General features: G+C 62.2%; 5 protein-coding genes. 3 read left to right on the top strand and 2 right to left on the bottom strand.

The window, feature by feature from the left end; genetic code table 11:
• Positions 1 to 202 precede the first annotated feature (202 nt).
• From C1D09_RS08295 to C1D09_RS08285, 3 genes are all read left to right on the top strand, one after another.
• Positions 203 to 1,159 carry an ABC transporter substrate-binding protein gene (locus C1D09_RS08295; protein ID WP_425463406.1) on the top strand — a complete coding sequence of 319 codons (957 nt, stop codon included), beginning with the start codon at positions 203 to 205 and terminating at the stop codon, positions 1,157 to 1,159.
• A 110-nt stretch (positions 1,160 to 1,269) separates the two neighbouring features.
• Positions 1,270 to 2,079: an ABC transporter ATP-binding protein gene (locus C1D09_RS08290; RefSeq protein WP_143973821.1), complete on the top strand. Its 810-nt coding sequence runs from the start codon at positions 1,270 to 1,272 to the stop codon at positions 2,077 to 2,079.
• Positions 2,080 to 2,090: 11 nt separating this feature from the next.
• Entirely contained in the window at positions 2,091 to 2,969 is an 879-nt protein-coding gene (locus C1D09_RS08285; protein ID WP_143973820.1) for an ABC transporter permease, read from the top strand.
• A gap of 13 nt (positions 2,970 to 2,982) precedes the next feature.
• Here the strand turns inward: C1D09_RS08285 and C1D09_RS08280 are convergent, their stop codons facing one another.
• Together C1D09_RS08280 and C1D09_RS08275 are read right to left on the bottom strand one after the other, a co-directional pair.
• On the bottom strand, positions 2,983 to 4,341 hold the full coding sequence (locus C1D09_RS08280; protein WP_143973819.1) for a sensor histidine kinase: 1,359 nt from the start codon (positions 4,339 to 4,341) through the stop codon (positions 2,983 to 2,985).
• Positions 4,328 to 4,999, bottom strand: coding sequence for a response regulator (locus tag C1D09_RS08275; protein WP_143973818.1), 672 nt, complete (start codon positions 4,997 to 4,999; stop codon positions 4,328 to 4,330). Before C1D09_RS08275 ends, C1D09_RS08280 begins: the two co-directional genes overlap by 14 nt.
• Between the last annotated feature and the right edge of the window lie 236 nt (positions 5,000 to 5,235).

Genomic DNA, 5,235 nt, shown 5'->3' with positions numbered 1-5,235 from the left:
TCCGTAAGCTTTGCCGTCATTTTCGGCTCTACCCTGAAAGCTGGATGAAAGGTTGGTACCATAACTCTTGTCCGGCGCCCCCATATTGTCGCGCAAAGGCGATGGGAGAGAGAGGGGCGCGGGAAACGAACAAAGGGAAGAGGCCATGTCGCTCGCGCGAATTCTGCTTGATTCAGCCGCCACAACCGCACTCGTCGCCACCATGGCCTTGTCCGCGCCGTCCGTGCACGCCGCCGACAAAATTTCCATCATGGTCGGCGGCTACGAGAAGCAGATTTACCTGCCAGCCAAACTGACCGAAGCACTCGGTTACTTCAAGGACGAGGGTCTCGACGTCGAGTTGCTGAATGAGCCGGCCGGGGTCGACGCCGAAAACGAGATGCTTGCCGGTGCCGTGCAAGGAGTTGTCGGCTTTTATGATCACTGCATCGATCTGCAGGCCAAGGGCAAATTCGTCGAATCCATCGTCCAGTTCAGCCAGGCGCCGGGCGAGGTCGAGCTCGTTTCAACCAAGCATCCCGAGATCAAGTCAGCCGCCGACTTCAAGGGCATGAGCCTTGGCGTGACCGGTCTAGGCTCATCGACGAATTTTCTCACCGAATATCTTGCCGTCAAGAACGGTTTGAAGCTCGGCGAATTCACCTCGGTTCCGGTCGGCGCCGGAAACACCTTCATTGCCGCCATGCAGCAGGACAAGATCCAGGCGGGCATGACGACCGAGCCGACGATCACGCGGCTGCTGAAGACTGGGGAGGCCAAAGTCCTTATCGACATGCGTACGATAGAAGGCACCAAGGCCGCTCTCGGCGGCACCTACCCGGCCGCCTCCCTCTATATGCAGACAGACTGGGTCGACGCGCACAAGGACATCGTGCAGAAGCTGGCCAATGCCTTCGTCAAGACGCAGAAATTCATCAACACGCATAGCGGCGCCGAGATCGCCGACAAGATGCCGAAGGACTACTATGTCGGCGACAAGGAAGGCTACGTGAAGGCCCTCGATGCCGGCAAGGCAATGTTCACTCCCGACGGGATCATGCCTGAAGGTGGGCCCGAGACGGTGCTGACTGTTCTTTCAACTTTCAAGAAGGAACTGCAGGGCAAGCAGATCGACCTTGCCAAGACCTACACCTCGGAATTCGTCAAGAACGCCAAGTAGCAGACTGGTACCGGCGCGATGAACGACATCGCGCCGGTACCCGCCAGTTTTTCACGTCCGGCGGCCTTGGGGCCGACGGCGGGCGTCTGCTCTTTTACAGGAGGTCCACCATGGCCATTGAAAAAAATGTACCGGCGATCGAGTTGATCAACGTCAGCCGGCGTTTCCTTTCACCCACCGGCAAATCGCTGACGGCACTGCGCGACTTCACCATGACCGTACAGCGCGGGGAATTCGTCGCCGTTGTCGGCCCGACCGGCTGCGGAAAGTCCACCACACTCAATCTCGTGACGGGGCTGGCAAGCCCAAGTGCCGGCGAGGTTCGTGTCATGGGCGCGCCGGTCAAGGGGATAGACCCGCGTATCGGCTTTGTTTTCCAAAGCGATGCCCTGTTTCCGTGGCGAACCGTGATCGACAACGTGATGGCTGGTCCGCTCTTTCGCGGCAAGGCGAAGTCCGAAGCCATGGCCGCGGCCCGAGACTGGCTGGGCCGCGTCGGGCTGTCGCGATTCGAGCAGCATTATCCGCACCAGCTTTCAGGCGGTATGCGCAAGCGAGTGGCGTTGGCGCAGACTTTCATAAACGGTCCGGAAATCCTGCTCATGGACGAGCCGTTTTCAGCTCTTGACGTCCAGACTCGCGTGCTGATGCATGAGGAGCTGCTGCGCCTTTGGTCCGAAGCAAAGGCTTCCGTTGTCTTCGTAACCCATGACCTGGAAGAGGCGATCGCCTTGGCCGACAAGGTCTATGTCCTGACCGCCGGGCCGGCCACCGTGAAGTCGGTCTACACGATCGACCTGCCGCGCCCGCGCGTCGTCGCCGACATCCGTTACGAACAAAGCTTTATCGATTACTCGCGCACCATCTGGGCCGACCTCAAGGAAGAGGTCGAGACCAGCTATGCGCGCGCGGCAGCCTGAGGAGGAAAGCCATGACCGATGCCGCAATCGACATCAGAGCAGGCGCTTTCAAGCCTGGCACTTCCGACGCGGAAATCGAGGCGGCCGCGGCAAGAGCATCACAGCGCCGCCGCCGCACCGTCATATTCTGGCGGGTCGCCATCCTGGTCGCCTTTCTAGGCCTTTGGGAGATTGCCGCGCGCTTGGCGTGGATCGATCCGTTCTTCTACGCGATGCCGAGCGCGATCGCGGAGCGGCTCTATGAATGGACGACGGAAGGAACGTCCGAGGGACCGCTCTGGTATCATCTCTATGTTACCATGGAGGAGTCGGTCATTGGCTTCGTGACCGGCTCGGTGGCTGGCATCATCATCGGTGTCGCGCTCGGTCGCAACCGCATGGCCGCAGACATTTTCTCCATCTACATCAAGGTGATCAATTCCATCCCTCGCGTGGTTCTGGCACCGATCTTCATCATGATCCTCGGCCTTGGCCTCGCTTCGAAAGTGGCGCTTGCCTTCGTCATGGTTTTCTTTGTCGTCTTCCACAATGCATTCCAGGGCGTGCGGGAGGCCGACAGGGCAATGATTGCCAATGCCCGTATCCTCGGCGCCTCCAACTGGCAGTTGACGCGCTCGGTGATCGTCCCTTCGGCGATGAGCTGGATCTTCGCCAGCCTGCATGTCAGCTTCGGCTTTGCCATCATCGGTGCGATCGTCGGCGAATTCGTCGGCTCGCGCTATGGCATCGGGCTGCTGATCAATATCGCCAAGGGATCCTTCGACGCCGCCGGCATGTACGCCGCCATCGTCATCGTCATGGTGGTGGCACTCGGCGCCGAATATCTGATGACCATGGTCGAGGATCGCCTGGCGAAATGGCGTCCCCAGCCGCTGCATGAGACGCAATGAGCGACGGCATGGGCTAGCTGCTTGCCAGCGGCAACCTGACGTCAATCACCAGACCGCCGGCCGCGCCATCCCGCAGGGTGACGCGGCCGCCGGCGTTTTCGACCACCTCGCGCACTATGGCGAGCCCCAGCCCGCTGCCTTCTTCGGTCGAGCCGGCGATGCGGTAGAAGCGCTCGAACACGTGATCCCGCTCTTCCGCTGGAATGCCAGGCCCGTCGTCGGTGACCGTCAGCATGGCTTCGCCATCAACGGCCGCCAGCCTCACGGTGACGCTGCCACCTGACGGGGAGTAGCGCAGCGCATTGTCGACGAGGTTGACGATCATTTCGCGCAGCATGGTGCCGTCGCCGATTACCGGGACGGGGCCGGCCTCCTCGAGGCCGAGATCGACGTTGCGGCTGACGGCAATCGGCGCATGGGTTTCCAGAACCTGGCGAGCCGCTTCGGTCAGGTCGACACGGTCGGCGCGGGGCCGCCGGCTACCCGGCTCGGCTCTCGACAAGGTCAGCAGTTGTTCGGCAAGCCGTGCCAAGCGACCGGAGCTTGCCTGCAGGGCCACCAGCGCCTCGTGGCGGGCATCCGGGACGGTTTCTCGCAGCGCGTAGCTTGCCTGCGTCGACAGTAGCGCCAGCGGCGTGCGCAACTGGTGCGCGGCGTTGGCGACGAAGCGGCGTTGCGACGCCATCTGGGCCCGCACGCGTGCCATATAGGCGTTGAGCGCATCGATCAGCGGGCGGATTTCGCTTTGGGCGCCCGGCACATCGACCGGGTCGAGGTCGCTGCGTTTCGGCGAACGCACCGCGTCGCGCAGCCTGATGAGCGGCGCCAGGCCTCGATGCAGGCCAAGGAGCACGAAAAGGCCGGCGATCGCCACCAGCGCCAGCTGCTGGGCAAAGGCGCCAAACCAGAGTCGCCGCACCATCGCGTCGTGTCCGGCAAGGGTGACGCCGACGGTAACCGATATCGGCGAATCCTCGCCGGCGCCGACCACGCCCTGGCTGAAGGTAAGCAGTCGCAGCTGGTGGTCGCGATAGGTTGTCTCGGTGCTGGACGGCGTCAACGCGTCCGGAAGATTGGGATAGCCGGTCAGCAGGCGCCCTCTAGCAGTCTTGACATGGTAGTAGACGCTATCGCGGTCGCCCGTGTCGAACATCTCGATCGCTGCTGGCGGTATCGTGGCATCGAGCACGCCGTCGGTCATGGCGACCTGCTCGGCGATGGTCCGCGCCGAGCCGAGCAGCATTCGGTCGGTGACCAGGTTAGCGGTGGCCAGCGCGCTGCCATGGCTGGTCCACAGATTGATGGTGGCGAGTCCGGCCAGCGGCAGCACCACCCATGCCAACAACTGCAGGCGGAGGCTATTGATCTTCATGCCGCAGAAGATAACCGAGGCCACGCAAGGTGGCGATCTGGACCCGCGACCCTTCGAGCTTCTTGCGCACGCGGTGCACATAGATCTCGATCGCGCTGGGGTCGGCATCGGTCTCGAAATCATAGATCGCCGCCGAAAGTGCCGCCTTGCTCACCGTGCGCCCGGCCTTCACCATCAATTGCTCCAGCACCGCATGTTCGCGAGGCGTGAGCGCCAGTGGTTCGCCGGCCAGCGAAAACAGCCTTGTGTTGGTGTCGAACACGAGATCGCCGCAGGCGACCACAGGCGCGGTGCGGTCATTGGCGCGTCGCAGCTGCGCCCGGATCCGGGCCTCGAGCTCCTCGATCTGGAATGGCTTGGCCAGATAGTCGTCGGCGCCTTCGTTGAGGCCCTTGACCCTGCCGTCGAGGCTGGCATTGGCGGTCAGCACGATCACCGGCACCCGGTTGCCGCGCGCCCGCAGCATGCGCAGCACCTCCAAGCCGCCCATGCGTGGCAGCGCCAGGTCGAGGATGACGAGCGCATGGTCGCCCGCCGCCAGCGCGTGCTCGACATCCTCGCCGTCATGGACGATGTCGACCACATAATTCGCCTGGCGCAGGGTCTTACCCAGCCAGTCGGCCAGTTCGCGATTGTCCTCAACAAGCAGCAGTCGCATATCTAGACAGTCCAGATCCCATTTGCGGCCTTCCAGCGGATCGCCTTGGCCTGATGGCCGCGTACCCCTGATCTCTCCTAGATGAGCGACAGTATCGATCTCAACGCAAGACAAATGCGGTCTTGGCGAGGGGCAACAGCAGTCCCATGCAGCTTCAAGTCGGTCTTTTCTGACTCGTAGATCGAACCGAACGGTTCGGTTCTGATTGACAGATTGTACCGCAAACGGTGAACAAT

Origin of the sequence: Mesorhizobium intechi, from assembly GCF_002879535.1 — a bacterium.
Lineage (GTDB): Bacteria > Pseudomonadota > Alphaproteobacteria > Rhizobiales > Rhizobiaceae > Mesorhizobium > Mesorhizobium intechi.
The sequence above is the reverse complement of the archived record's forward strand: the minus strand, read 5'-3'. Positions and strand labels throughout refer to the sequence as shown.

Bases quoted from the DNA above. Each gene is read 5' to 3' on its own strand.
- C1D09_RS08290 (WP_143973821.1), top strand. From the start codon at position 1,270: ATGGCCATTGAAAAAAATGTACCGGCGATCGAGTTGATCAACGTCAGC.
- C1D09_RS08275 (WP_143973818.1), bottom strand. From the start codon at position 4,999: ATGCGACTGCTGCTTGTTGAGGACAATCGCGAACTGGCCGACTGGCTG.
- C1D09_RS08285 (WP_143973820.1), top strand. From the start codon at position 2,091: ATGACCGATGCCGCAATCGACATCAGAGCAGGCGCTTTCAAGCCTGGC.
- C1D09_RS08280 (WP_143973819.1), bottom strand. From the start codon at position 4,341: ATGAAGATCAATAGCCTCCGCCTGCAGTTGTTGGCATGGGTGGTGCTG.
- C1D09_RS08295 (WP_425463406.1), top strand. From the start codon at position 203: ATGGCCTTGTCCGCGCCGTCCGTGCACGCCGCCGACAAAATTTCCATC.